Consider the following 26460-nt stretch of genomic DNA (forward strand, 5'->3'; position numbering starts at 1 on the left):
AGGGGTTGTCATAAATGGAAAATCTGCTGCCAATTTTTCTGGATTCAGTCTTCGGCTTTATTGCCTTGTTTTTGCTGGTAAAAGTACTTGGAAAAACACAAATTACGCAACTAACGCCATTTGACTTTATAGCCGCCCTGATCCTTGGAGAGCTTGTGGCCGGAGCCTTGTTCGATAAGGACATCGGCATAGTGGAAATCGGTTTCTCGCTTTTTTTATGGGGGACAATGTTATTTATTACGGAAACTATTACTCAAAAATATAAGGGGACACGCGGATTGCTTGAAGGCCAGCCCTCGATCATCATCCGCCATGGGCAACTCATTCGTGAGGAAATGAAGAAGAATAACCTCGATATCAACCAGCTTCAACACATGCTTCGGGCCAAGGATGCGTTTTCAATCCAAGAGGTTGCTTATGCCATCCTGGAAACAAATGGAACCGTTTCGGTCATGAAAAAGTCTACCTATCAGCAGCCGACCCGTGGGGATTTAAACCTGGTACCCGAAGCCGCCCGCCTATCGCTAACACTTGTGAACGATGGTGAGGTTATTTGGGATAACTTAAAAGAGGCAAACCATACGGAAGAATGGCTCGAGGATGAATTGAAGAAGCAGGAAGTCAACTCGGTCAAGGATGTGTTTTACGCAGAATGGACCGATGGCAAGGATCTATTTGTACTGCCATTCGTGCGAAGAAGTTAGGATTTGTAAAAGGCCCGCGCATAAACGGGCTTTTTAAGTGTAGATTCGTATGGAATCGGTCTTAATCGTTAAACATAGAAAAAGCCAGCATGCAGCTGACTTCCCTATTCTTCCGGTAAAGCCTATTCGTTTTTATCTTCAGGATTATCTTCTTTAACACGTGTCAGGTCGGTTTCTTCACTAAACTCTGTTCCATAATTAACATTATTTGTACGGACTGTCCCGCTTCCCGTGTCCTCGTCCGTGTCGGTCATTGGATCAAATAATATTGCTAGACAAAATAGACCACTTATTCCAACAAGACTGTAGATTACACGTGATAATGCCGCATCTTGCCCACCAAAAATCGCTGAAACAAGGTCAAACTGGAAGAAGCCAATTAATCCCCAGTTTACTGCACCAATAATAACTAAGGTTAAAGCAATTCGTTTTAATGTTGTCATGTTCCATCCACCTCCTCCTCATCGATGCCTAACTTAGCTTTTGCATATCCACCGTTTTTCATACGGTATTCAAATTTACTCCCGGTCAAAAAGATGATGAAAAGTTATGTTATGAAAGTGACAATTGCCGAAAAATATTCTTTTTTCATTAAGTCCTAAAAACGAGGTTCATAATTGGAAATATAGATATACAAACGGGGAACAAGAGGTTGTTTAAGTTATGATTCGACCGTATTAAAGATCATTTGCCCGGCCGGGGCAAGTACGAAATACTTCATTTTTAACGAAGCTGACCGGATAAAGTCATGCTTCGTTTGTCAATTGGAAAAAATACCGTGCCAGAACAAATGAATTATTTGTTCCGCTGTTTCATCAACAGTCGGGAAAATCCCCTGATTATCCGCAGTCTTATGGTTGCCGACTTTCAATAAGGCCAAATATGCCTGGGTTGCAAAAACAGGATTTACCTTGGCAATCTCGCCGGCGTCCATGGCCTCTACAAATGCATCTTCAATCGCTTGATACATTTCCATTTCTGCCTGCTGCATTCTTTTCATCTGTTCTGCCGATAATGTATCTTTTGTTCCGCGCATAATGCCTTCCAAATCAATATTAACTGTCGCCTGCAAATGCGCTTTGGTCACCTTTAATAGGCGTACGCGCAATGGGAGGTTCTCCTGCAGCATGACTTGCATTTTTTCACGAATCCGTTCCATCATCTGGACCATTGTTTCAGTAAATAATTCCGCCTTGCTCGCATAATAATAGTAAACGGTTGCTTTCGTTACATTGCAGTAGTTCGCAACATCGTCGACGGAAACATTTGGATAGCTGTTATCTAAAAAAAGACGAGAGGCCGCCTTAAGGATTATTTCTTTTGTTGGCTGTTTCTGCTCACTTAAACGTGGCCTGCCTAGCGCACGATTCTGTTTTTCCTTCACGCTGATTCTCTCCTTATCGCTTGTTTCATTTGTATTATAACACAATTTTGCAGTGCAAACTGTTGATAATTAACTAACCAGTATATATAATTAAAAACAGAGCAACGAGAGAGGAAGATTGGATGAACAATTTGTTAAGAAAATGGGGAAAGACCGTGGCTGGTTCCAAAAGCCGCTTCGCAACACTAATAATCTGGATTCTAGTGATTGGCATACTGTCTTCGATCTGGCCCCAGGTAAACAGCGAAGAAACTGCTTCGACCAATTTGTTACCAGATGACGCGATGTCCGTTCAGGCGTCGAAATTAATGGAGGAACAATTTCCCACGGACACCGGTGTCCCCTTATTGATGGTATGGTACCGGGACGGCGGGTTAACTGAATCTGATTATCAAGCTGTACAGTCCGTCTATCAAAAGCTGCAACAGGAGCCACTGGATAAGCAATCATTAGTGCCGGACTTTGGCAATATTCCTGTTAAAGCATTGCAGAAATCTGCATCAAGTGATGGTGCTGCACTGACAACACCGGTATTTTTTGAAAAAGGAACTTCAACAGACACGCTCCAGCAGTCTTTGGATGCGTTAAAGAAACGAGTAACCACGGTCGCAGCCGACAATCCGTTTAATGGAAAAATCTCAAGCAATGGGCTGCACGTCCGATTTACCGGACCGGTTGGCATTCAGACCGACGCTACTGAATTGTTCAGCCAGGCGGACATTACCCTGCTAGTCACGACTGTCCTGCTTGTGCTGGTATTATTAATCGTCCTATACCGTTCCCCGATCCTGGCTGTTGTTCCATTAATCAGCGTGGGCATCGCTTACGGATTGATCAGCCCGTTGCTTGGCTTTATGGCCAGTCAAGGCTGGATTGAGGTTGACGCACAGGCAATTTCGATTATGACAGTGCTACTGTTCGGGGCGGGTACCGATTACTGTCTATTCTTGATTTCCCGGTACAGGGATGAACTGCAGCTTGAGGCAAATAAATATACTGCACTGCAAAAGGCAATTGCCCATTCAGGCAGTGCGATTATGATGAGTGCCGCAACCACTGTACTCGGTCTACTTACGCTATCACTCGCGCAATATGCGTCCTATGATCGCTTTGCGGTACCGTTCAGTCTAGCTATATTTATGATGGGAATTGCTGTCCTGACCTTCCTGCCTTCGATATTAGCAATGCTTGGCAGAGTAGCATTCTTTCCTTTTATTCCCCGTACCGAGAAAATGGCACAGGAATTGGAAAAAAAGAAAGGAAAGCCAGTTCGTCATCCAAAAACACGCAGCAAATTCAGCAAAGCGGTTGGTCGGCTGGTTACCGAAAAACCATGGCCGATTATTATCATTTGTACCATTTTTCTTGGCGGGCTCGCACTTGTTGTCCCTAAAATACAACTAACATATGGACTGCTTGATTCATTCCCGGAAGACATGCCGTCGCGCGAAGGATATACCATTATCGCCGACCATTACCCACCAGGTAAAATAGCACCGGTTCAGGTCATTGTCGATACGGAAGGCAAGGAAGTCTCCTTGCAGGATGATCTCGCGTCCCGTGATGAAATTGAAAAAATCAGTGACCCAAGAACTGGCGTAAAGAATGCAGATTACCAGGCTTACGAGCTCACACTGGCAATTGATCCTTATTCAACAGAAGCTATTAGTCAAATACCAGCCATAAAAGACTCTGTTGTCAATAACCTGAAAGCTAAAGGCATACAGGACGCTGCCGATCACGTCTGGATCGGCGGTGAATCAGCAACACTGTACGATACGGAGGAAGTTACCAGCGAGGATCAGAACCTGATTATTCCTGTTGTCCTGGTCATCATTGCAGCATTGTTGCTTGCATACCTGCGCTCGATTGTCGCCATGCTGTATCTGTTAATCACAGTCGTCCTGTCCTATCTTTCTGCACTTGGATTAGGCTGGCTATTGATTCATTATGGATTCGACGCACCTGCCATGCAGGGTCTGATTCCACTTTATGCCTTTGTCTTTCTGGTGGCACTCGGTGAAGACTACAATATCTTCATGGTTTCAAGCATTTGGAAAAACCGTAAGCATATGCCTATGAAAGAAGCAATCGCTGAAGGCGTCGGCCAGACAAGTGGCGTTATCAGTTCAGCCGGGCTGATTCTAGCTGGAACATTTTCTGTATTGGCCGTTATGCCGATTCAGGTGCTCGTTCAATTCGGTGCGGTAACCGCAATCGGCGTATTACTAGACACCTTTATTGTCAGGCCATTACTGGTCCCCGCCATCACAACAGTGCTCGGCAGATTTGCATTTTGGCCCGGGAAACTTTGGAAAGAGAAATAGGAAGAGGCTGAGACAAAAGTAATTCAGTCATAAAGAAATCCGAACTATGATTCCAAATTCTTTAATTAGAATTCGGATTAGTTCGGATATTTTTCTTGGCTGTTTTTGTAAACATCACTGCGAATTGTCCATAAACTGCGGCATAACTATAGGAGTATAAATCCATCGCTGCTTAAAAAACACTGCGCTATCATGGCCTACTCGAGCTTACGCTGAGGGCACTGAAAAAGGTATAGTTAATACACAAATAGGTGGATCTATCATCGCATCTTGAATATACTGCGCGCACCTTAGGGCGAGTGGCGAGTCTCCTTGCCCAGGCAAGGGGTAGCCGACGTTGCCCGCAAAGGGCGGTTTTAGTCGGGCTTCATTAACTGCCGTCCTCCGGGGTCTCGCCGATCTCTCACTTCCCGCAGGACAAGGAAAGCTTCCCTGAATAGCCATCGCACGAAGAAAAAGTGCTTTTCTTTTTCGAGGAGTCTCCGTATATTCAAGATGCTAGGTAAAGGTGAAAAACTAAATTTTTAAAAATCCACCACTTTTTCAGTGCCCTTCTTATGCTTCCGGAGTCCCATCTATGCCTATTATCTAAGCAGGGATCGACTACTACTCGCAGTTACATTTATTGAAGAATGAAGAATCGATGTTATGACATTATAGGTGCACTCAAACCTAGCGAAGGAAAAATACGGAGACTCCTGTGGGAGCAGAAGCCTTGATGAGACCCCGGAGAGCGTAAGCTCGAGGAGGCTCATCAGCTGCCCACGGAAAGCGCAGTGTTTTTCCGTAGCGGTCGCTGGACCACCAAACATGATTATTAGAATACGTCGCATTTTTTATCAACTGCGTATTAGGTCCGACCATTGAAAAAGTAACGTTTTAAACTGTCTATCCTGTGATTGTTCGTCTTTGAGTCAAACATTTTATATCCCAGCCTCACAAAATTGTTAAACGAAATCCCTCGGAATTTCCTTCTTCCATGTTTTATGAAAAATTTCCTTATCACTTTCGAAAGCTGTCATCGTGTTAGTCAAATAAAAGCATGTCGCATCACTGGTCATCTCACTAAAGGTTTTTAACTTCGTTTGCCATTCATCTCTTCCTATAGTCAATTCCCATTCACAATTGACACGTGCAGATAACGGATCATCACCCTTTATCGTATACGTGTTTTTGTTCATGCTCCCGTGCTGCAAACCATTCGTGTGAAGTATTCTTTCACCTTCATCAGAAAAATCCTCCAGTTTCCAGCTATTCGTAATTAAATCATGGGTCAGATTTCTGGTTCGCTCCCCTTCCCGGATAATATCTTTGCCAATCACCTGGGCAGTTTCCGGATTTTCAAAATTGCCGCAAGAATCATCATCACGATGAGGCGTTCTGACTGGCAAAGAAAGATGTGTATCCTCTCCCTGATAAAGTTTTAATGAAACGGGCTTTGGCGAGGGCCATGCCTGTGGCCAATACGTCGGTGATAAGGCCACCTCCAGCTGATGTCCCGCAGGCAATTGTTGACCTAATGCATCAAGTTGAATAGAGACTTTATATTTTTCCCCAGGTTCTAATGGTTCAGGGTGTTCATGAGAATTTCTATGAGTTAAATTCAGTACACCCCAGCTTATTAAAGTCGATTCCCCTGTTGGCGCTTTATCAGATAATCGCACAGCTAACAGTGCACGTTCCTGATCTGATGACAATTCAGCATTGAGAACTGGATGACCCAATAGCTCGACCGTTTCCTGCAATGGGTCGGAGGTAAATACAACCGATTTTCCATTTTCCAGACGCTGATCAGATGGTAAATCGCCAGGCTGACCAAATGGGCAAAATACTCCCGCATAGTAACCATGTTCCTGGACGCTTGGGATTGTACTTTCCCCTGATGCTTTCGCTCCATTCATTAACTTCCCGTCGGCTAGCCAAAGTGAAGTCCCACTGACGTTAGTCGATGGCCAGGCATGATCAGCAACCCACCTGCCGGGTCTTTCGGTATATTGCACCTTAGGTAATTCACTATCCTGAATCCACGAAGTTAATTTAGGCTCGTCCATGATACCAGTATCGATTCCTTTTAACCATTGATCCCACCAGCGCAATGCTTCTTGCAAGAAACCAATTGCCGGCTCAGGGGTGGCAACTTCCGGATATTCATGCGCCCAAGGTCCAATTAACCCCTTGCTCTCATTTGGCAAATTTTCAAGCAGTCGAAACACTGCATTTGTATAGCCATCCTGCCAGCCACTAACAGCAAATACTGGAATTTTAACATCTGAATAATCTTCACAAATGGACCCATGTTTCCAATATCCGTCCCTGCGCTGATGTTTCACCCATTCCTCCACATTGGGCGGTGTATTTTCCAACCTGTCTAACCAATTATCCCTCCAGCTTTCCCCAACAACTTCAGGGTCCTGGGGCCTCGCATTATAAGCAAACATCGTGGATGCCCACCATAGCATATCCGATGATAAAAGCGTTCCACCTTTATAGTGAACATCATCCGCATAGCGGTCATCTGTCGAACATAACGTAATAATTGTTTTCAGGGCTGGATGCTGCCTGGCAGCTACCTGTAAACTGCTAAATCCTCCCCATGACTTGCCAATCATGCCGACGGAACCGGTAGACCAAGGCTGTTTACCTATCCAATCCAATACCTCAAGTGCATCATCTTGTTCCTGCTTCAGGTATTCATCTACTAAAATACCATCGGAGTCACCGGAACCTCTTATATCGACACGAATACTCGCATAGCCATGCCCCGCAAAGTACGGGTGTCTGATGGAATCCCGTATAGCTGTAAAATCATTTTTACGGTACGGAATATATTCCAAAATAGCAGGTACCGGATTCTCTTCCGCATCCTTTGGCAGCCAGATTGTGGCAGCTAACCTTGAACCGTCAGACATCGGAATCCAGACATGGTCCAGCTTCCTTGTTTCTCTAGGAAACTCCGTTTTAATTGTTCGTCTTTCTGAATCTCTAACATTGAATACCAATTCTGTCACCTCTAGTTTTCATTTATGTTTGGTTTAAAATGAACCTCTTTTCGTTTTTCAGGTATAACCACCTTCATTACACTCTCATGCACATAATAAAGTGCTCGTTCATAAGCCTCTTCAACGGTGTAATTTCTGCGCTGGTTCATAAAGGTTGTCATCATACCTTTCCAGATTAATAACGTGGAATCAGCAATAAACTCCACATCGTTCTGGTTAATAAAGCCTTCACCGACAGCATCTTGAATATAAAGGATACTTCGTTTCGAAAAGGACTGTTCCATAATAATAGACTTAATTTGTTCAGGTAAGCCAAGCAATTCTTCTTTATAGATTTTATAATAACTTTCCAGCATTTCTTCCGGGACAATGCCTAAATTATTAATGAAGATTCCTGCGTAAATTTGCGGTTGCGTGAAGGAGTGTTTACAGAAACATTCCCAGGAATACAGCCACTTTTCCACCGTGTTCGTCCCTTTTTCTATATAATGCGGCAATTCCTCTATATAATCTTTCGTAAAACGCATCGCTGCAAAAAATTTTAAATGGGATAAATCTTTAAAATAGTTGTAAGCAGTGGAACTTGTATAGCCTGCTTTGTCCGCTATTTTTCGGATTGTGACATTCTCTATACCTTCCGTTTCAATAACCTCTGTTGCAGCATTCAAGAAGTAACGCCACATGCGCTCCCGTTGTATTTCTTTTCTTCCAGCTTGCATACGTACACATCCTTTTTAGAAAATCTTGGCTTGTCACCATGAACTACTGGCGAAAGTCATAGATTTTTTTATACTTTATACCGATAAAGATTTCTTAAAGTGTAAGAAATTCGTATCAACATACCCTGAGATGATACTACTTTTTAACATAATTATGAATACGTTCATCTTGTTTCAACCATTTTATAAGTGAAAGCGATAATAAAATATACATAATTAGCACTGGAATTGACACTAGAACAGAGGATGTTTGAACAACTTCCAATCCGCCAACAACCATTAAGCTGATAGACAATGCTGATAATACAGCACCCCATAGTAAACTGTGCCAACGTGCTGGCTCCGCATTCCTGCCTAAATCCTTCGATGCCACACTGGCAATAACATAGCTTGCTGAATCAAGTGATGTCGCTAAGAAAATAAAGCCGAGAATAACAAAGAATACCGAAACAACAATTGGTAATGGCAGCGAATTTAATACGGCAACAATAACAGATTGCTCACTTTGTTCCGATAAAATTTCAACCAAATTCACCTTTCCGCTAAGCTGCAGGTCCATTGCGTAACCGCCAAATACACCAAAGTATAACCAGCTGCCTACTGACCCCCACATTAATACATTAAAGACAAGTTCCCTGATGCTTCTTCCCTTTGAAATTCGTGCAACAAATATACCGATAAATGGTGCAGTTGCAGCAAACCAAGCCCAGTAGAATACTGTCCATGTTTGAGGGAATCCACCTTTTGAAATTGGATCAGTATACAAACTCATTTTCATAAAGTTATCCAGCATCAGTCCAAAACTATTAGTGAAATAAGATAAAATAAATAAAGTTGGACCCACAATAATAACAAATAAGGCTAGTCCTAATGCCATATAAACATTCCAATCACTTAATCGGCGAATCCCTTTATATAAGCCGAGATAAGCACTGGAGCTAAAGATTACAGTCCATATTATGATGATTACAATATTTAAAAATAGAGAGGGCTCTATTCCTAATAAATTACTGATCACCGCCGACACCATTGGTACACCAAGACCCAGCGATGTTCCAAGTCCTCCAATCATGCTCCAGATAACTAACACATCAATTGCTTCACCTAAAAATCCATCCGCGTGCTTTCCTAAGACTCCACTGCAAGCTGCACTTATCCGCAGTGTACGTTTTTTGCGGACAAAGAAACTATATGCCATCACTACTGCTGGTAACGCATACAAAGCCCAGGCAGATAATCCCCAATGAAACAAACCATAGGTAACCGCAAATTCAGCTGCTTCTGTCGATTCACCCTCGATGCCAAATGGCGGGCCAGTGTAATAGTAAAGTGGTTCCACAATCGACCAGAACATAATGCTTGTCCCCATGCTTGCACAGAAAAGCATGCCGCCCCAGCTAAACCGGGAAAACTCTGGTTTGTCATCCTTGTCGCCAAGCTTCACCCTTCCGTAACGCCCAACCATCAACCATATTAAAATGACAAATAACCCAATAGTTAAGAATTCAAAAGCCCAATCCAATCGATAGGTTATGCCTGTCATCATGTCTTGTAGTACTGGTGCAGCAGATTCTCTGAATAATACCAGCAATAAAGTTACAATAACTACCAGAGAAATCGCCGGCCAAAAAATTGTTTTATCAATTTTAGTATTCATATGTTGTTTACATACCTCCATTTCAATTCGTTTTCGTGAACGCGTTCTTTTAATTAACATGTTCATATTAACAGAATAATTGGATCTGTCAAACAGAAAAATGTTGGATAGACATATAAAAGGACGATTATACCGGGGCATAATCGTCCTTTTGAATTATTTATTTTGTCAGTCTCATTATCAACTAGTACCTCAACTTCAACAAAACGTCCCGAATTTCCTTATCTTCCATAATCGTGTCCTGATACTTCCGCGTAATTTCAGTTAATGCAACATCATGATAGAAAAACTCAGTAAAAAACTTGACCAGGGAACGTGACTGGGTTCGGATTGCTTGCCACGTTGTTTCCTCCACCCCAGCGAACAGAATTTCCTGTTCATCCACAATCAGCATCCGGCTGCGCTCAAGTGTGTCGTGGTTGAAATCCGGAATCAGCGTGGAGACGGAAGGAATTATTGTATCAATTGCACCGATCACATGAATGGTAACCGCAATGCCTGCTTCATGTTTTTCTTCTAAGGTTGGCAGATAGGCCGTTAAATCATCAGCCCATCCAGAAATGATAATAGACTCCTGCGCCTGCTCAAGCAAATTTTCCAATAAAGATTGAATCGATTGATCATCCCGCAGTGTCCAGACCCGATCATCTTTGGGTGTTTGTTTAATTGGTGTATGTCGCAGCTCTTCCACTTTTGTATTAAAATCGGCAGTCAGTTTTTTAATAGCAGATTCAAGCGGCAAAGCGGTATAAAGCCGCTTTTTTTCAACCGTTGTTTCTAAAATCATCCCTTTATCGATCAAGCGATGAATGACTTCATATACTTTTGCCCGCGGAACCCCGGACCGCTTCACGATTGTCGTTGCATCTAACGGGGTATCGACGGTGATAAGCGATTCGTATACCTGGCTTTCATATTTAGAAAATCCAAATTTTTGCAGCACGATTTTTATCTCCTTGATTAATTAGTTACTATCATCTTAGCACATTTCAAGTCGGTTAAAAATTCTTCTTGCATCGCCCTTTAATAAAAGTTACTATTATAGTAGTAACTTTTATCGGGAGGAGAAAGAAAGATGGATAAACGTGTATATTTGTTAACAATTGTCTCATTCGTGGTCGGGATGGTTGAATTAATTATAGGTGGCATATTGGATTTAGTTGCAACAGATTTGGCGATAAGCCTTGGACAGGCAGGATTTCTCATTACCATTTACTCACTTGTATTTGCCATAGCGGCCCCAATCCTATTGTCGTTAACAGCAAAAGTAGAACGAAAGCGCCTGACGTTACTAACTTTAATTGTGTTTCTGGCAGGGAATATCCTTGCCGTGTTCAGTGGAACGTATAGCATGCTGTTGATCGCGCGTATTATTTCAGCTGCCAGCGGTTCCCTGCTCGTGGTATTATGTGTAACGATTGCGTCAAACATTGTAACCGAGAAATACCGCGCCCGGGCGATCGGCGTAGTCTTTATGGGGGTCAGCGCCTCACTTGTGCTAGGTGTCCCGGTTGGATTGATGCTCGGAAATGCCTTTGGCTGGCGCACACCATTCATCATGATCACGGTGTTAACGCTACTTTCATTGACCTGTGTGTACTTCTTTATGGGAAAAATTGAGCCTAAGCCCTCCATCCCACTCATACAGCAATTACGTACCTTGAAAAATCGCAGAATACTATTCGCCCAATTGACTACGTTTCTATTTTTGGCTGGGCATTTAACCCTTTACGCATACTTGACCCCCTTTTTAAAAATGACAATGGGACTGAACGGAACATGGGTAAGTGTGGTGTACCTGATATTCGGAGTTGCGGCTGTAGCTGGCGGCGGGCTTGGCGGCATGATGGCCGATCGATTCGGCACAAAATCTACCATTCTAGCAGTAACTGTTGTGTTCGGGCTGGCAATTTTTACTATTCCATACACTACATTCGCCTTTCCACTATTCCTGTTTGTAATGGTCATTTGGAGCATGTTGAGCTGGGCAATCACACCGGCAATGCAAAGCTATCTGATCGAAGCGTCTCCTGAGACCTCCGATATCCAGCAAAGCCTGAACAATTCCGCACTCCATTTCGGAATTGCCTTTGGCTCCTTGATTGGCGGCGTTGTAATTGAACAAGCGTCCGTTACCCAAAATCCAACTGTTGGCGGCATGTTTATTATCCTGGCCCTTGTCACGGTAGTGCTATCGATGGCAAGACAAGGCAGTGGTGTTTTACTGCCTTCTAGGAAATAGTGCTTGGTGCTGGGCTTGGTGGCCAAAAACTGTTACCTTTTGATCATCCTATCTCAAAAAATCGGGGATATCGGCCATTCTGTGCTTTTATCAGCCGTTTTTGGATTTTATCGGCCGTTCTGGAAATTTATCAGCCATTTTTGAAATTTAACTGCCATATTCGGATTTTATCGGCCATTTTTGAATTATATCAGCCATATCAGAGTTATATCGCCCAAACCTGAATACGGTGGATGCTATCACCAAAAACCTATCAAGCAAAAGGAAAGGAGGCTGTCCCCTTACAATGGGACAGCCTCCTTACTTTTATAAATCCTGTGCGTGATAACCTAACTTTTTCAACTGCTCGATCATGTTTTCTTTTTCATCAGAATCGAGGCCAGCGAGAATTTCATCCATCGCTTCAATATGCTTGGGAAAAATATCGTCCATTAACTTGGACCCTTTCTCCGTTATTGATGCATATGTGACGCGGCGATCATTTGGGCATGCCTTCCGCCCCAGATATTCTTTCTTCTCTAATTTATCCACCACATACGTGATGCTGCTGCTCGCGAGCAATATTTTTTGCCCGATTCGCTGGATTGGCTGTTCCCCCTTATGGTATAACAGCTCCAGTACGGAGAACTCCGTTAAATTCAGGCCGTGGCTTTTGATATCCTTAGTGACCTGTTTCTCAATCGACTGCAGTGCGCGGGTTAGAACAACAAATAGTTTTAATGAATTTGCACTGTTTTTACTGATTGGATTCATGATTATCAATCCCTATTCTTTTTTGAAATCAATGGTGCTTCGTACGGTATCAATCGGACGCACATATTCCTCAATCTGTTCCCGTTTTGGTTCCAGCATTGGTGGCAATGATAATTTTTCTCCGAGGGTTTCATATGGTTCATCGCCCATAAATCCTGGACCATCCGTTGCGAACTCGAATAAAATTTGTGGTGCCACATTGACATATAACGACTCGAAAAAGTGGCGGTTCACATAGCCGGAAGTGCGGAACTGGAAGCTCTCCATTCGGTTAATCCACTCTTCCAATACGGAACGGTCTTCCACACGAAATGCGGTATGATGAACAGTACCGAATCCCTGGCGTGCCTGCGGAAGAATTGCATTGTATTCTACCACGACCTGTGCCCCGTTTCCACCCTCTCCAACTTCGAATAAATGGAAGGAATCTTCTTTGGCGATCTCCTTAAACTCGAGAACCTTTTCCATCATTTCTTTAAAATAATCGAAATTAGCAATCCGTACAAATATTGGCCCAAGCCCGGTAATTGCATATTCCAATGGGATTGGTCCATTTTGCCACGGTGTACCGGCTGCGACACCTTTATTATTTTCATCGGAAATCAACTGGTAATTCTGGTCGTCAAAGTCAACAAAAGATAATGTCTTTTTGCCAAACTGTTCCCTAATTCCAGTATGCTTCACTTCCAGCCGGTCAAATCGTTTCACCCAGTAATCCAGTGCCGCGTCACTTGGAACACGGAAGGATGTTTTGGCAATTTCATTGGTGCCATGAACACCTTTTGGGATACCAGGGAAATCAAAGAATGTCATGTCAGTACCCGGACTGCCTGCATCATCAGCAAAAAATAAATGATACGTTTTAATATCGTCCTGGTTCACTGTTTTCTTAACTAACCGCATTCCTAATATATATGTGAAAAATTCATAGTTCTTTTCCGCACTGCTCGTAATTGCCGTAACATGATGAATACCCTTCAAACCATTCATTCTATCCGCCTCCAATTACCTCGAATTCATTTATCTCTAATTCAAGGTAAATATTACACCCTTTTGTGAACAAAGTCAATGAAATGGGGACAGTCCCCCACTGCGGTAGAGTGCTAAAGTGGGGACTGTCCCCCACTATGGTAGAGTGTTAAAGTACTCCCTATTTTATACAGAACATATGAAACGCTCCCCAATAAAAGAAGAGCGCTACTTATTCCCTATTGCAAATGCTTAGGCGGGGTCTCAACATGTCCCTGATCCTTGACCTCTTTAAATAGATTTTGTTGGTTTAACTGATTTTTCATCTGATTCAACTGCTGATTTAATTGTTCCATCTGGAGTTGATTTGCTGATAATTGATTTACGGATTGCAGCAGTTGCTGAAATTCTTTTTTGGTAACTGGCTGTGCTTCTTTCTTCAAGGAAAAACCCATTTGTCCGTTAGGCTCCAGGGTTGCCCACTCAACATCGCTGATTTTCGTTACATTTTTCTGTCTCAATTTCATTTCCAATTGGTCGACAGTCATCCGCAGTTTTCCTATATTCTTTTCATTTATCGTACCATTTTCAATCAAAATTTTTGATTTACCGGTAATTAGCTTTTCCAGTCCATCCGACTTAAGTTGTCCATATTCCATAGCAATGAGAGTTAAAACCAGGATTCCGCCAACTGCAAAAGAAACCCAGACACTTTTGCCTGATACCGGTTGGATTAGCAATGACCCAATCGCAATCATAATCACTGTTTCGGCCAATGTCATTTGTGCAATTGTTTTTCTGCCGGCAATTCGTAACAGGAATGTACCAACAAAAACGATAAGTATCGATTTCCAAATCCAATCTAAATCCAACACAAGCAGCTCCTTTCGTCATACTTTTTTATATCATCCCTCCAGATCCGCCCCATTATTCTGAGCGGGGACAGTCCCCCACCATGGTAAAGTGTTAAAGTATTACTGCGGTAAAAGAGCGCTTCCGCAAATCAAAGGGAAGCGCTCAATTACAGCAGTTATATCAATTTTTTAATGTAAGTAATGATTCGCAGATGCATGCCTTCCCATGGAAGATGGTTCTCGTTAAAACCTGTTCGATTGTATACATCTCATCTCCCCTTCACCCAAAATTAAACTCCCACTTTTCCGGATAAAGTGGCATGCGAACTGCACGGTAAATCTGTCTGTGGTCCCCTTCCTTGAAACCAGTTACCTTGAGTTCATATACCACTTCAGCCTTTTCATCACCTGTCACTTCCACAATAATACTGCGCATCTTGCCGTCTTCCCCCTTGGTGTATCCGGAGTCGATCAGCCTATTTCCGGTATCACTTAGATAGTTTGCATCACTGACATATTTGGAGAAAAAGGCTTCTCCGCGTTCTTTCCCATAGGACCAAATCTCCTCAACTGTCATTTCCTTGGTGTTAATCCGGTACTGGACGCCGCGGCTGTATTCTTCACTGACACTTTCATCACCGCGGGAAACGGCGATATTATTATCAAATAACATGATATCCTTCGTGTTATCATTGTTATCTAAATCAGGTAATACTGTAATAGAATGTGGTCCACCAGGGAATTTAAAGTCGTCCCCCACTGGCTCCAGCAAATACTGCTGATAATCTTCCGGCCATCCCTCATGGGCAGCTAGTATCCATTCAATTTCCCCCTCCGGATAACTCATTTCCATTGCCAAACTTTGGTGCCGGCTGGTAATCAGAATGTCATCTTTCTTTTCATCGTACCAAATCGAATTATGGTGGAACCAATCCCCTTCATCCGCTGAAGGTCCATCATATTCCTGATAGAAATCTTTTGGCATGATATCACGCAAGCTCAACTGATCAGCAAGTTCACCGGTTTCCCGGTCGATCTCGATCATCGAATCCTCGATATATTGAGACCCATCATGCGCTGTGGCAAGTATGTTTCCACTTGGCAGTTCGACAGCATCATGATGAATGATTCCCCATCCTTGATAATTGCTGACCGTAACTTCGTAAGCATTGGAAACCTGACCAAGCATGTCCATTTCAAGTAAAAGGTTATACTTGTCCCTCTCTTCTGTTAAATATAATAAGTTGTTATTATTCATTCGTTTGAAAACATGACTGTTCGGAAAACTCGAATACCAGCGCACGTCTCCGTTATAATCAACTGCATATGCAGATTCACTGCTTGGAATGAGGAATGTCAGGCCGTTCTCCATTTTTTCCGGACTCGATTTGATGAGTTCTGTTGTTAGAAAATTATCTGGAAGCGGTTCTGTTGTGACGGACAGTTTCGTCTTCCTAACCTTTCCGTCCTTACTTTCCCCTTCAATTATTACGGTATTTTTGTAATCAGGATAGAGTCCCAGCACAGGAATAGCGTGTTCAGTACTATAACCATCGAATGTTTTTACGATGTCAGCCCCTTCTGTCTTCCCTTTTACGGTAACCGTTACCTTGACTGGATTCTTTGTTTCAAACTTGATAAGTGCTGTAAGTGGTGCTTTTCCATATGGATCAGCAATTACCAATGGATCCTTTAAGTAGTAATCCCTTTGCTCATACGTACTGCTAATTACTTGTTCAATCGAATTCTGTTCGTTAAGCAGCTCCGTATCGGCTGAAACTGTACGTTCTCCTTCTTTTTCTGTTGCCAGATCTTTTTCTTCATTAAACGTCACAATGAACAAGATGATGCCTACAATCACCGCTCCGCCTAATGCTCCTACTAACATTTTCTTCACTGCTAATTGCTCCCAACTAATGGTTTATTATCTTAATGTTAGCACAGGTTTAATTAGCATTCTAACGAAAAGGGGACCCTAAAGCCTTGAAATACAAGCACCAACTTTGTTTATCGCTATAGAAAGGATTACAATTAAATTAGGCTAAAAAATAAACGGAGGGATACCATGGAAGCTCGATTAGATTATTATTCAATCGCGCCTGATGCTGCGAAAATCATGATAGAATTTGAAAAATACACCAAAGCAAGCAATCTGGACGCTGCATTACTGGAACTTGTCAAAACACGCGCATCACAAATAAATGGTTGTGCATTTTGCCTCGACATGCACACAAAGGATGCACGTGCCAAAGGTGAAACCGAACAGCGTCTGTACGCGTTAAACGCCTGGCGGGAAACCGACTTTTACACCAAAAAAGAACGAGTAGCCTTGGCATTAACAGAGGCCATTACACAGATTTCAACAAACTCAATTTCCGATCAGCTTTATGATTCGGTCAGGGAGCATTTCAATGAAAAAGATTTCGTTGATTTGGTTTACGCCATCAATACAATTAATAGCTGGAATCGGCTCGCCATAACCATGCGCGCAGTACCAGGCGACTATCAGGCTAAAAGATAATATTGACAAAAACCAGGCTGATGATAACAAGCCTTCTGAGTTCAATACACGACCAAGCGGTATACCAATAAGGCTGCTCCCAATAATGGAAGCAGCTCTTTTCTCACATCTATTTAATTTTAGCCACACCTATCGCCATGTGATCCCATAAAATTTCTTCAACCAATTCACCCTTGGTTTCCTCGCATTCAATGATTAAAATTACCTCGGCATGTTTTCCTTTTAGGCGTCTTCGCTTTTTAAATACCCCTTCTGTGAAAAGCCGAATAGCAACACCAATAACAAAACCAATAAATGCACTAATCAAGCCCCAATAAATAGGCCCCCACGCCAAATCAAATCCAATACTAGCACCAATAACGGAGAAGGCAGTCGCAAGTGCGAACCCAATATCGATAAGCGATGTACCATCCGACCGATGAATCGTATCAAATAACTTACGGTCCTCAGTCCGGTTATCAAGTGGAACCGCATAGATATTTTCCTGATTAATCCCACGTTTTTCCAATGTGGAAATAGCCATTTCTAAAAATATATTGCTATCAAAAGTAGAAAATAACTGCATGGTATCACATCACTTTTCAGACCGATTTAGTAATTTGAAATCAGGATTTTGATAATTATCCTTTAGAAACCTTCGTTGTTCTCTCTCAAACAGCTTATTATTTTCAACCGTATTCATATAGGAATCATACATGGAAAAAAAGTATAGGGAGGGCAGGAACAAGAACCATTGTGATTTTAAAACTGCGGTGGCCTGTTTAATATCTCCCAAAATAAAAAGAGTCGTGGCTTCTAGCACATGCGAAAAATAAAAGAATACGACACTCCATGAAATAACAAAAAAAGCTGTAATAAGTCTGTGTATATAAAGCTGGCCAAGGCCAGGAACAAATAGTGACCACATAACTGCCATTACAGGATTTCTTTTATCTAAATAGTTAATTTCCACCGCACCGAGGCTAAAAGAATTAAAACGATGCTCTTCCCGATTTGCTAATACAAAAACCTTGTTCATGTCTATTGTTGTCCGGTAGCTATCCCAAATTCCAAATAAATACACAGGCATATAGGCTAAGAGCCATCTGGTATCCAGCACTTCCACTACTTTGTCCATTTCACCCTGAAAAGAATAAACAATCCCTAAATTGATGTTCGCTTGCAGATTAACAACTACTTCCCAGATAAATAAAACAAACCCGCGCAGATATTTAGATAACAGTAAATGTCCACAACCTGGAAAAGCTGCACTCCACCAGGCAACTATATAAGGACTCCTTAAATGAATTTGCGTTGTACCGAAAATACTGACATGTGCAGTATAACGCCTGGCAGTATTATTATTTGTGTAGTTGTTCATTTAGATAACTCCTATTAACCACAATTGAAAGACTTCTCTGTATCATACATATACTTTCCTTAAACTTATTGCTTTATTCTATTTCCAGGTCAATCATGTATATATATTTGCTGGGAGACGAATCATATGGTTAATGCGCATGTAAAGGTGGGTTCGCCCAATGAGCCAAAGACTAATGGATGATATGATTAAATCACATAAGGAATACTCGGACTTTAAACAAAATTACTTTTTTGATGATGTTCTTTTTTCTTTTCAATGGTGGTTTCTCGTTTTATTATTTATCGTCCTTTGGATAATATGGATAATACTAGTGGACAAAAAACATTTCAAATCCATTATACTTGTCGGTCTAACTACAAGTTTACTTGCATTTATCCTTGACGATATCGGTTTAACGCTGGATTTCTGGGCATATTCCTATCAAATGACATATTTCGCAAGCCAGCTTTATACCGTTGATCTTGCCATTATCCCCGTATTTTATATGCTGCTTTATCAATACGCCCGGACGTGGAAAATCTATTCAATCATCCTGGTATTATTGACTTTTTTCGCAGTTTTAGTGGCAGAACCAGTTATGATTAAATTAAGCATTTACAATCTTTTAACTTGGAATATATGGTATTCCGCTCCCTTTTACATTCTGATTGGGATTTTCGCGAAATGGTTTGCTGACTGGGTCGATAGAAAAGGCGAATAAGCTTGCCGCACCAAAAAACCCCTTTCAAAAGAAGAAGGATGTTTACGTATAACATAACGGACCCTCCTACACCGCGAATGGAAGGTCCGTTATTCTTGATTCTGAACGCGTATAATAATTTTTTGAGCCGCTATTCCAACCAATGCCCCAAGTAAAATAAAGAGGATCGGTAACCAAATTGGCCCCCATAATACCCCTAATATTTTAAAAGACGATGAACAGACCACACCAACAGTCGCAATATAGGCTGCTGAAACAAACGGAAGAAAGGAGTATGGTTTCCTGCCACATCCATCGTCCCTGTATGCATCCCAAATTCCAAACAGGTAAACACAAGGATAAAACATCAGCCAGTTGTAATTGGCTAACTGGATTGCTTCTTCAATTTTCCCATGAAAGCTTAATACAATAAGCATGTTAAGGTGGCTTTGAACATTAATCAGAAATTCCAATAGGATCAATACAATTCCTTTGAGGTATTTACCATTTAAAAGTTGGCCCAAACCGGGAAGCGCAATGCTCCAAAATAATTTTTCCGTTGACCTCACCTCTCATCAGTAACCATCATAGGATTGCAAGCGAGCTAGGGTTACAAGCTTATATTTCCCAACACGTTTAAACGTATACAGCAAGCGTTATATGTACTAGGTATCCTGCTCATCCTCACCCTCTTCCTCCCCCAAATCAACATCCTCAATATCAAGCCAGGAAAGCATTTCTCCAACAAGCGTATTAATCTTGCTATTCACCATGTCATTGCCATATTTCTTCTTTGCCTTTGCAATGTTTGTTGCTACATCTTCCTTAAAATCAACAAGCGAAACATCATCCTCAAGCGCGTTAAATAAGTCTATCATCGCTTCGTTTCCTTGCTGTATCTGATCGATCGCATCACTATATATTTTATAATCTTTTTCATTAGCCTTCATATCATCACCCACCAACAGTATGTCCAAGAATAGGCAAATTAATGAAAGAAAGCTGGTTTCCGGTTGAAACCAGCTTTCAGAAGAGGAGGTATTTATATCTGAAGAGGAATTTAGAATTCGTTTGCTATAGGCAGTCTTGTAAATTAATAACCTCCGCCAAAGCCGCCTACATAACCGCCAGCTCCAACAATAATAAGCAAAATGAATAAAACAACGATTAAAGCGAATCCGCCACCGTTTCCTTCATAACCCATTTGAAATTCCTCCTTTCGCAATAGGAATAATACCATCTTATGAATGAAAAATGATTCTGTATGGACGACAATCTCGTCCCGGTGATAATTAATTTTAAAAAATAACAGGGTAATTCCAACCTTTGGTCAGAATTATCCTGTTATTTAAACTGTTAACATGGCAAATCGTTGATGGCGTTGCTAGCTAAATGTTTTTCAATCCCCTTATATTCTTCCAAATTGCCAGTCACCTCAGCAAGGTCATACATCTTTTCCAACAAAAGACTCCTATCCAAATCAAAAATAAATTCGGTGTAAATATGATCCAATGTATTTTTAGAAAACCGCCACAGATTGTCATGCCTTGAAGGATCAATTGACTTTGATAGACTGACTAAAGCACCGATGAGTTCAATAATGATTGGATAGTTCTTCTGGGCATAGTGCCGAATGGTTCCAAATCCTTGGTACAAATAATAGTCGAAATCCTCTATGCCAACAATCAGTCGAACCTGGTTATTGTTATCAGCCAAATAAGGAGTAAACGTTATATTATTATCCACTGTCAACAATAAATCGGCCAGTTGATGGATTGTATTTGTTGCTGTCTTAGGATCATCATTGCCAAGCGCCTTAATCGCAATTTCCGACAGCTTATTCATTGTCAGCTTCAAATCTTGAATTTCCGTTTCCTTATGCCCAATATTGATCATACGTACATATTTTTCTACATTAATGTCTTCCGCATTTGGCCCCCAGTAAGAAAACAATACATTATCTTTTAAAATAAAGCTGCCCACTCTCGTTTCCACCTTGATAATAATATTATCCCGCTTCGCTTCTTCCACCAAGTCATAAAAGTTAATTAATTGCACATAACCGGAATTCGGGGCATTAACCATTTTAATATGAGCTTGATAGGCTCGCATCAGATCCCCAGGTTCCTCAGTTCGATAGTCCTCCAAATCCCTTTTCAGTGACCCTTGAATAATATTCTCAGAGACCTTTTTCATACCATCAGTAATATTATGAACCTGCATCCAAGCAGTAGCATGATTGATAAAGTATATGAACGTTAAAATGTTGATAAACGCAATACCAGCTACCGAAAGCGGGACAGCGACAAAATTGTTTACCGGATGACTACTGATGAAAAGAAACATGATTAGGATAAACACGAAACTCCCATTAAAAATTCCTAAAATATGCTGTGTTTGCTTATCCTTTACAAAGTTCTGCAGCATTCTAGGTGAAAATTGGCCACTAAACGTTGTTAATACAACGAGCAGCGAGTTCAATGTAAAGGCGGCTAGCGTCAAAATACCGCCAATTAGCGCACTGATTAATAGCCTTGTTGTTTGAAAATCGGCTCGAAAAAACTTATTTGTATAACTGGCTAAACCAAGCCAAACATCAAGAAATAGTACCAATGCTGCCAAAATCAATGTAGCAATAATATAAAAAAACGGTGTACGCCACAATGTTAAACGCAATTCATGCTGCCGTTGACGTTTAGACATTTGAAAGTATTTTCTGATTGAACTTGGCAGTAAATTGAAAAACATAAACTTTAGCTCCTTTGGTCCAGATGACTGTTAAAATTCCCTGAATGGAAACGACTGAAACGTACCCGCTTTTCAGATTTAAAATGACGGTTTTCTAAAAAGATTGCTTTTTGACACAAAAACTAAGGCAACTCCGCCCACTAATTCTGTTAATAGCAAACAAGAGGTCTTGCTTACTTAATTCTTCTAGAGTTTTTTATACCTCCTAAACGCAAAAAAAATACAATCTCACATAGGAGCAACCCTCATGCAAGATTGTAAATTTAAACGTAAATTTAAACCAATTAATTAACCTTCTTAGGACCATCCCAATACATTTCCCTAAGACGAAACTTCTGCAATTTGCCCGTCGCTGTTTTTGGCAAAGATTCGACAAACTCAACAGCTTTTGGAGCCTTAAAGTGTGCCATATTTGCCCGGCAGTAATCGATAATTGCTTCTTCTGAAGTACTCGCATTAGGGTGCAATACAATGATCGCCTTTGGTACTTCACCCCATTTTTCATCAGGTACAGCAATAACAGCTGTTTCCATTACATCCGGATGTTTGTATAAAACGCCTTCAACCTCTGTTGAGGAAATGTTCTCGCCGCCGGAAATGATTAAATCCTTCGCCCGGTCGCGTATCTCAACAAATCCATCTGGATAGGTTACCGCCAAATCACCCGTGTGGAACCAGCCGTCCTTAATAGCAGCGGCGGTCTTTTCCGAATCCTTATAATACCCTTCCATGACAACATTGCCACGGGTAATTATTTCACCAAGCTCGGTTCCATCCCACGCAACTTCCTCGCCATCAGGATGAATAACCTTTGTTTCCCCATTAAAGGCAAGTTCAATCCCCTGTCTCGCTTTAATTGTTGCTTGCTCATCAGCTGATTTGTCATCAAACTCCTTCTTCCACTCACAATAGAGAATAAATGGGGATGTTTCCGTTAAACCATAAACATGAATCATATTTAGTCCCAGGATTTCCTGCGCTTTGTTGATCAGCGCCGCAGCTGGAGGAGCGCCTGCCGTTGCCATTCGTGGCTGGGTCTTGATATCTGTTTCCTTCGCTTTCGGATCATTGACAAGCATGTTGATGACAGTAGGTGCACCACATAATAAGGAGATCTTTTTATTTTCAAACAAATCGAGAATGCGCGGCGCCTCCACTTTCCGCAAGCAGACATGCGTACCACCCGCAGCCGTAATGGCCCAAACGCCGCCCCAGCCATTCGCATGAAACATCGGCAATGTATGAAGATAAACATCGTCGTGATTAACTCCGAGATGATGCATGAAATTGGCCGCATTAAGATAATTACTGCGGTGTGTCAGCATCACCCCTTTTGGCTTCGAGGTGGTGCCGCTCGTATAATTCAACGTGAGCAACTGATTTTCATCAATCTCAACATCAGGCGGTACTGCATCTTCTGGTGCATGCTGCAGAAAAGCTTCATAGTCCACTCCTGTTAAGGTAGTGTCCTGGCCCGCTACGGAAACGGTTACAATTTCATCCAAGGACAGGTCGTCAACGATTTCCTCAATTGGACCGCTGAATTCCTCATCAACTATCAGCATTTTGGCGTCGCTGTGATTGATAATATATTTCAGATCATCCGCTGTTAACCGGTAATTCAACGGCACCATTGTTGCTCCGAGCTGACAGATTCCATAGAAACATTCGAGCATATAATGAGTGTTTGGCAGCATTACTGCAACATGATCGCCCTGCCCAATACCAGCCTGCTGCAAGGCAATCGAAAGCCTGTCCGTTCGCGCACCAAATTCCTTGTAGGTAAATTGCTTGTCATCGTCAATAACGGCAACCTTATCCGGATAATACTTTACTGCCCTTCGTTTCCAGTCCAACGGGGTTAACGGAGAAAACATACGAATCCAACTCCTTCTTGTTTTTTAAAATGTCCAAATATTTTGCCTTATTATATAAAATAATTAAGCTTTCTGCAAGTGATAGGCCATCAAGAGACGGTTAGCTTTAAGTAATAGCGGATTTTTTTGATTGGTTATACGGGTTCAGCGATATACTGATGTTTGGCTGATATATCTGGAAATTGGCCGATTTATTTTAAATTTGGCTGATATATCCTGAGATTGGCCGATATATCCGAAATTTGGCAAATATATTCTGAGTTTGGCCGTCCCCTAATTTGGCCGATATCCGCAAGTTTTGGCTGTTATCTTCTTAACCTGCAACGCACGAATCCAATTTGATGTTTTAGAAATTGAAAAAGGGACAACCTAAGGTAAGCATAAAATCGAAAGGAGTAGAGAAATTGAAATATGTAACCGCATTGTTAATTAAATTCGTTCTGATGACAATTGTGTTATGGGCTATCCTTGGCGGATTATTTGATGTTTCCTTTACTAATATTATTATTACGAGCGTTGTGCTGACCGGGGCATCGTTTATCATTGGCGACCTGTATTTTCTGCCAAAAATGGGGAATGTCGGGGCCGCGATGGTCGACTTCGTTCTGGCTCTGGCCGGAGTCTGGGCTTTAGGCGCCTTTTTGTTTGATAATGCTGTCCCCCTTGGAACCGCTTCGCTCCTATCTGCATTTGGAATTGCACTTGGCGAATTGCTTGTTCATTGGTATATGAAAAAGCAATTTGTGACCGATGATACGAAAATGCCTGGATACTATAATCGGGATCTGCAGACTGAGTTCAGTTCGGAACTGGAGCCCGATACTAAAAAAGATCAGGGTAATGGTCCGGAAGAATAAGACACGGGCGCATTAAAAAAGCCAAGCATCCCACTTAGGTGCTTGGCTTGATTGTTTTATACAAGTTTATTACTTGTTTCCCGCTTTACCAGCTGGCCTTTATTTTTCCGGTATTTCAAAATCCCTTCTGCGGCACGATATGCTAAAGCGCCAACCGTACCCGTTGGATTGTACCCGCCATTATGGGCAAAAGCAGAAGCTCCGATAACGAACACATTGTCCACATCCCACATCTGCAAATAATTATTCAGTGCAGACGTCTCCGGGTCTGCGCCCATGATTACACCACCAGTGATATGGTCATTTTGTGCAGGAACGATATCAAAATGGTCTGTCAGCTCTTTCGGTTCAACAACCTCTGCACCCATTTCTTCTAAAATATCTGCACATCTGGCGGTGATATAGTCGTACAGTGCATGATCCTGTTCCGTGAAATCATATGTCATTCGAAGCAGCGGATTTCCGTATGCATCTTTATACGTTGGATCAAGACTCAAATAATTATTCTTATGCGGCATGGAGGCACCTTGTGAGGTAACCGGGATGGAACGATTGAACCATTTGATTGATTCTTTTTTAAATTCTTTCCCCCACCTGGGTGTTCCGCTTGGTGCCCCATTTTCGTTAATCGGCCGTTTCCCAAGCTGTTTCATTGTAATCGATCCACCATGGATAAAGTCCAAATCCGAATGGTCAAAATTGTCATTGTTATAGTCATCCAAGGTAGTACCCAGCGCCCCCGCTCCCATGGCAGCATTGAATCTATCCTTGAAAAATCCTGTAGCGACTGCAGTGATTTGATAACAGTAATTTTTGCCAATAACACCGGTTCCTGTTTTTGGATCATATGGCCGGCCAAGTTCAGATTGCAATAGTAGCCGTGTATTGTTCAGGGTGTAACTCGTTAAAACCACAATATCGGCTGGCTGGTCAAATTCCTCACCAGTCTGGGTATCCACGTATCTGACACCTGTAGCTTTATTGCCATCATGAATAATTCCAGTCACATTGGCATGGGTGCGCAGGTCAAAATTGCCGGTTTTTAATGCCGTCGGAACTACGGTAACGTTCGGCGATGATTTTGCCCCGTACTCACAGCCAAATTTTTCACAAAAACCGCAATACTGACATTGGTTTAATGTCTCTCCATCCGGATTCTTGTACACCTCGGAAATATTGGCGGATGGCTGGCGGAATGGATGAAGCCCCAATCTATTGGCGGCATCCATATAACTTTTAAGGATTGGCGTATCTTTCATTGGCGGGGTTGGGTACTTTTCAGTCCGTTCAGGCCTAAGCGGGTTAAGTTCCCCACTTGTCCCGGCCATTCGTTCAAATTGATGATAATACGGTGCCAATTCTTTGTACGTGATGCCCCAGTCCTGTAGCGTATATTCTTTTGGCAGCTTGTTTTTACCATATTTCTTATCGGTCATCGTTTTTATTTCAAAATCATAGGGTGAGAAAAACCATGTATCGCCGTTCCAGTGGGCTCCAGCGCCACCAACACCCGTTCCAATCAAAAATGCTCCAAACTGACGCATCGGTAATGCCTTTTCTCCGGGCTTATTTCGAAATGTAATGGTTTCTTTTGATAGATCCTGCATGAGTTCATAGCGAATCGCGTACCGATATTCATCATGCACCATTTGAAAATCTTCAGTGGACCGGTCGTTTCCCCGTTCGAGGCCAACGACTTTGACTCCTGCCTTCGCAAGCTCGGCAGCAATAATACCGCCGGCCCAGCCAACGCCAACCGTCACCGCTTCCACCTTATCTAATTTTTTCGCCACAGTAATCCTCCTTT

24 protein-coding genes are annotated in these 26460 nt (G+C 42.1%); 6 read left to right on the plus strand and 18 right to left on the minus strand.

Features of this window, described 5'->3' with window-relative positions:
- Window positions 1–14: 14 nt before the first annotated feature.
- Window positions 15–704: a DUF421 domain-containing protein gene (locus CFK37_RS00220; protein ID WP_089060019.1), complete on the plus strand. Its 690-nt coding sequence runs from the start codon at window positions 15–17 to the stop codon at window positions 702–704.
- Window positions 705–826: 122 nt separating this feature from the next.
- On the opposite strand, the gene CFK37_RS00225 is transcribed toward CFK37_RS00220, so the two are convergent.
- Entirely contained in the window at window positions 827–1147 is a 321-nt protein-coding gene (locus CFK37_RS00225; RefSeq protein ID WP_089060020.1) for a DUF378 domain-containing protein, read from the minus strand.
- Between the two features lie 317 nt (window positions 1148–1464).
- Window positions 1465–2088: a TetR/AcrR family transcriptional regulator gene (locus tag CFK37_RS00230; protein WP_245837277.1), complete on the minus strand. Its 624-nt coding sequence runs from the start codon at window positions 2086–2088 to the stop codon at window positions 1465–1467.
- A gap of 122 nt (window positions 2089–2210) precedes the next feature.
- On the opposite strand from CFK37_RS00230, the gene CFK37_RS00235 reads away from it, so the two are divergent.
- Window positions 2211–4415, plus strand: a complete 2205-nt coding sequence (locus tag CFK37_RS00235) for an MMPL family transporter (protein ID WP_089060021.1) — start codon at window positions 2211–2213, stop codon at window positions 4413–4415.
- Between the two features lie 947 nt (window positions 4416–5362).
- Here CFK37_RS00235 and CFK37_RS00240 read toward each other — a convergent pair.
- The 4 genes from CFK37_RS00240 to CFK37_RS00255 form a co-directional block, all read right to left on the minus strand.
- Window positions 5363–7414: a CocE/NonD family hydrolase gene (locus CFK37_RS00240; RefSeq protein ID WP_157724912.1), complete on the minus strand. Its 2052-nt coding sequence runs from the start codon at window positions 7412–7414 to the stop codon at window positions 5363–5365.
- An 11-nt stretch (window positions 7415–7425) separates the two neighbouring features.
- Window positions 7426–8133 (minus strand): TetR/AcrR family transcriptional regulator, encoded by a 708-nt coding sequence (locus tag CFK37_RS00245; protein ID WP_089060022.1) that lies wholly within the window; start codon window positions 8131–8133, stop codon window positions 7426–7428.
- Between the two features lie 136 nt (window positions 8134–8269).
- On the minus strand, window positions 8270–9790 hold the full coding sequence (locus CFK37_RS00250; protein WP_089060023.1) for a BCCT family transporter: 1521 nt from the start codon (window positions 9788–9790) through the stop codon (window positions 8270–8272).
- A gap of 184 nt (window positions 9791–9974) precedes the next feature.
- Window positions 9975–10733 (minus strand): TrmB family transcriptional regulator, encoded by a 759-nt coding sequence (locus CFK37_RS00255; protein WP_089060024.1) that lies wholly within the window; start codon window positions 10731–10733, stop codon window positions 9975–9977.
- A gap of 132 nt (window positions 10734–10865) precedes the next feature.
- On the opposite strand from CFK37_RS00255, the gene CFK37_RS00260 reads away from it, so the two are divergent.
- The gene (locus tag CFK37_RS00260; RefSeq protein ID WP_089060025.1) at window positions 10866–12032 is read left to right on the plus strand and encodes an MFS transporter; all 1167 of its coding nucleotides are present in this window, start codon (window positions 10866–10868) and stop codon (window positions 12030–12032) included.
- A 306-nt stretch (window positions 12033–12338) separates the two neighbouring features.
- Here the strand turns inward: CFK37_RS00260 and CFK37_RS00270 are convergent, their stop codons facing one another.
- From CFK37_RS00270 to CFK37_RS00285, 4 genes are all read right to left on the minus strand, one after another.
- Window positions 12339–12785 carry a MarR family winged helix-turn-helix transcriptional regulator gene (locus CFK37_RS00270; RefSeq protein WP_089060027.1) on the minus strand — a complete coding sequence of 149 codons (447 nt, stop codon included), beginning with the start codon at window positions 12783–12785 and terminating at the stop codon, window positions 12339–12341.
- A gap of 12 nt (window positions 12786–12797) precedes the next feature.
- On the minus strand, window positions 12798–13775 hold the full coding sequence (locus CFK37_RS00275) for a ring-cleaving dioxygenase (protein ID WP_089060028.1): 978 nt from the start codon (window positions 13773–13775) through the stop codon (window positions 12798–12800).
- A gap of 218 nt (window positions 13776–13993) precedes the next feature.
- Window positions 13994–14626 carry a DUF421 domain-containing protein gene (locus CFK37_RS00280; protein WP_089060029.1) on the minus strand — a complete coding sequence of 211 codons (633 nt, stop codon included), beginning with the start codon at window positions 14624–14626 and terminating at the stop codon, window positions 13994–13996.
- Between the two features lie 262 nt (window positions 14627–14888).
- Window positions 14889–16496, minus strand: coding sequence for an aryl-sulfate sulfotransferase (locus tag CFK37_RS00285; RefSeq protein ID WP_245837407.1), 1608 nt, complete (start codon window positions 16494–16496; stop codon window positions 14889–14891).
- A 177-nt stretch (window positions 16497–16673) separates the two neighbouring features.
- Between CFK37_RS00285 and CFK37_RS00290 the strand changes: the two genes are divergently transcribed.
- Window positions 16674–17129: a carboxymuconolactone decarboxylase family protein gene (locus tag CFK37_RS00290; protein ID WP_089060031.1), complete on the plus strand. Its 456-nt coding sequence runs from the start codon at window positions 16674–16676 to the stop codon at window positions 17127–17129.
- A gap of 109 nt (window positions 17130–17238) precedes the next feature.
- On the opposite strand, the gene CFK37_RS00295 is transcribed toward CFK37_RS00290, so the two are convergent.
- A complete protein-coding gene (locus tag CFK37_RS00295) occupies window positions 17239–17694 on the minus strand; it encodes a hypothetical protein (protein WP_089060032.1) in 456 nt (151 codons plus the stop codon).
- Between the two features lie 9 nt (window positions 17695–17703).
- Window positions 17704–18489 (minus strand): hypothetical protein, encoded by a 786-nt coding sequence (locus tag CFK37_RS00300; protein ID WP_089060033.1) that lies wholly within the window; start codon window positions 18487–18489, stop codon window positions 17704–17706.
- A gap of 160 nt (window positions 18490–18649) precedes the next feature.
- Between CFK37_RS00300 and CFK37_RS00305 the strand changes: the two genes are divergently transcribed.
- Window positions 18650–19192 carry a CBO0543 family protein gene (locus CFK37_RS00305; RefSeq protein WP_089060034.1) on the plus strand — a complete coding sequence of 181 codons (543 nt, stop codon included), beginning with the start codon at window positions 18650–18652 and terminating at the stop codon, window positions 19190–19192.
- Between the two features lie 89 nt (window positions 19193–19281).
- On the opposite strand, the gene CFK37_RS00310 is transcribed toward CFK37_RS00305, so the two are convergent.
- The 5 genes from CFK37_RS00310 to CFK37_RS00330 all read right to left on the minus strand — a co-directional run bounded on the left by CFK37_RS00310 (window position 19282) and on the right by CFK37_RS00330 (window position 23796).
- Window positions 19282–19740 carry a hypothetical protein gene (locus CFK37_RS00310; RefSeq protein WP_089060035.1) on the minus strand — a complete coding sequence of 153 codons (459 nt, stop codon included), beginning with the start codon at window positions 19738–19740 and terminating at the stop codon, window positions 19282–19284.
- Window positions 19741–19836: 96 nt separating this feature from the next.
- Window positions 19837–20121, minus strand: coding sequence for a hypothetical protein (locus CFK37_RS00315; RefSeq protein WP_089060036.1), 285 nt, complete (start codon window positions 20119–20121; stop codon window positions 19837–19839).
- A 143-nt stretch (window positions 20122–20264) separates the two neighbouring features.
- A complete protein-coding gene (locus CFK37_RS00320) occupies window positions 20265–20375 on the minus strand; it encodes a YjcZ family sporulation protein (RefSeq protein ID WP_089060037.1) in 111 nt (36 codons plus the stop codon).
- A gap of 152 nt (window positions 20376–20527) precedes the next feature.
- Window positions 20528–21919 (minus strand): DUF2254 domain-containing protein, encoded by a 1392-nt coding sequence (locus tag CFK37_RS00325; RefSeq protein ID WP_089060038.1) that lies wholly within the window; start codon window positions 21917–21919, stop codon window positions 20528–20530.
- Window positions 21920–22203: 284 nt separating this feature from the next.
- Window positions 22204–23796 (minus strand): long-chain-fatty-acid--CoA ligase, encoded by a 1593-nt coding sequence (locus CFK37_RS00330; protein WP_089060039.1) that lies wholly within the window; start codon window positions 23794–23796, stop codon window positions 22204–22206.
- 404 nt (window positions 23797–24200) lie between these two features.
- On the opposite strand from CFK37_RS00330, the gene CFK37_RS00335 reads away from it, so the two are divergent.
- Window positions 24201–24653 (plus strand): YndM family protein, encoded by a 453-nt coding sequence (locus CFK37_RS00335; protein ID WP_245837278.1) that lies wholly within the window; start codon window positions 24201–24203, stop codon window positions 24651–24653.
- Between the two features lie 56 nt (window positions 24654–24709).
- Here the strand turns inward: CFK37_RS00335 and CFK37_RS00340 are convergent, their stop codons facing one another.
- The gene (locus tag CFK37_RS00340) at window positions 24710–26446 is read right to left on the minus strand and encodes a GMC family oxidoreductase (protein ID WP_089060040.1); all 1737 of its coding nucleotides are present in this window, start codon (window positions 26444–26446) and stop codon (window positions 24710–24712) included.
- Window positions 26447–26460 lie beyond the last annotated feature (14 nt).

It is taken from the genome of Virgibacillus phasianinus (assembly GCF_002216775.1).
In the GTDB taxonomy this organism is placed as follows: Bacteria; Bacillota; Bacilli; order Bacillales; family Amphibacillaceae; genus Virgibacillus_F; species Virgibacillus_F phasianinus.